The 1,556-nt window shown below is 41.3% G+C and carries 2 protein-coding genes; both read left to right on the top strand.

Annotation, left to right across the window (positions count from 1 at the left end; translation table 11 throughout):
- Window positions 1-92: 92 nt before the first annotated feature.
- Entirely contained in the window at window positions 93-1,250 is a 1,158-nt protein-coding gene (locus LIZ66_RS18260; protein ID WP_029471594.1) for an IS91 family transposase, read from the top strand.
- A 46-nt stretch (window positions 1,251-1,296) separates the two neighbouring features.
- Window positions 1,297-1,470, top strand: coding sequence for a hypothetical protein (locus LIZ66_RS18255; protein WP_003864616.1), 174 nt, complete (start codon window positions 1,297-1,299; stop codon window positions 1,468-1,470).
- The last annotated feature ends 86 nt before the right edge of the window (window positions 1,471-1,556 follow it).

The raw sequence follows: 1,556 nt of genomic DNA, 5'->3' as shown, positions 1-1,556 counted from the left end.
TAAAAAAGTGTCTTCGACACTTCAACTCCCCTGCCCCTCAATCTTGAGGGGATAGGGGTTTCTTTTTTCAACTTTTCATTCATAATAGGCTTATGAATATCTTACAAAGAATCTTTACTGACTACTATGAAGAAATTAAATATACACTTCATCCCAGATCTACTGAGATGGAAAATATCGATAAGATGATCAACTGTGGTGATCCATCTTTTGGCGGTGCCATGTACGGTTGTCCCCATTGCGGCAAGCTTAAATTTGTCCCATTCCGATGCCACAGCCGTTTCTGCCCTACCTGCGGAAACAAGTATTCCATGGAACGCACTACTTCCATGTCTTTTAAACTTGTTAATGTCCAGCACCGCCACTGTGTTTTTACTATTGATGAAAATCTTCGTGACTTTTTTCTTGAAGACCGTACTCTGCTCGACTGCCTCTTTCACTCTGTTACCAGTGTCGTCTCTCGTATGTTCTTCAAAATGAACAAGTCTAAAAATTATACACCTGGTTTTATTATGGTACTACATACTTTTGGCAGGGATTTAAAATGGAATCCCCACATCCACTGTCTTATATCGGAAGGTGGTTACAGTGATGATGGATTCTGGCGTCCGGTCCACCACTTCAATTATACTTATCTGCGTAATGCTTTCCGCACAGCACTGCTTGATGAAATGGGACGCAGACTCGGATCTTCTTTCAAAAAAATAAAATCCCAGTGCTACACGAATCATAAAGAAGGCTTTTACGTTTACGCAAAACCAAACAAGTGTGACCCTGAAACGGTCATAAAATACATTGGACGTTATCTTGGACGGCCAGTTATTGCCACATCCAGAATTGACAGCTATGATGAGGACTCGGAAACAGTCACATTTCATTACAACCGTCATGAAGATGACAAATATATTCAGGAAACAATCCCTGCATTAGATTTCATCAGGCGTTTGATCCGGCACATACCGGAGAAACACTTTAAAATGATCCGGTATGGCGGTCTTTATGCACGTCACCGCGAAATAGATAAAAATCTGCACCTAGCAATTTCAAAAGCGAAACGGCATACTCTGCGCGACTTTAACAAATGGCGCACAGCTATCCTTTCTTCTTTTGGATATGATCCATTAAAGTGTCCAGACTGTAAACATGAAATGCTCTTTCTGGAACTTTACTTTAACCACAAGCGCGTCTCCCTCGAAGAAATGTACAAGAAAATAATGTCCAAAGCTCGTAGAAGATGGTCTTCTGCATAATTTTTATGGATTCTGTGATATAATCCTCTCAAAGGAGGAAAACACCATGAAACCAGATATCGAGGAACTGCGCAAAAAATACATCGAAAATCCACCAGAAGGAATGACTTCCAGGGACATTCGCCACATGAGCGAAGAAGAACTTCTGGATATGGATTATTTTCTAAATGATGACGAACTTGATGACGATTTTGGAGAGGAAGGCTTTTATATCTTCTAATCCAAGAATCGTCTTGTCGTCGTGCCCGCCTCCGTGCGGGCATTTTTCAATTCAAGAGAGCGCCACAGGCGGTCTTTCCTATAAAG

It is taken from the genome of Blautia faecis (genome assembly GCF_020554845.1).
GTDB lineage: Bacteria > Bacillota > Clostridia > Lachnospirales > Lachnospiraceae > Blautia_A > Blautia_A faecis.
Note: the sequence above shows the minus strand (reverse complement) of the source record. Positions and strands in the feature narration are given on the sequence as shown.

What these genes read in the sequence shown, in the direction of transcription:
- LIZ66_RS18255 (WP_003864616.1), top strand. Translation starts at nt 1,297, where the DNA reads ATGAAACCAGATATCGAGGAACTGCGCAAAAAATACATCGAAAATCCA.
- LIZ66_RS18260 (WP_029471594.1), top strand. Translation starts at nt 93, where the DNA reads ATGAATATCTTACAAAGAATCTTTACTGACTACTATGAAGAAATTAAA.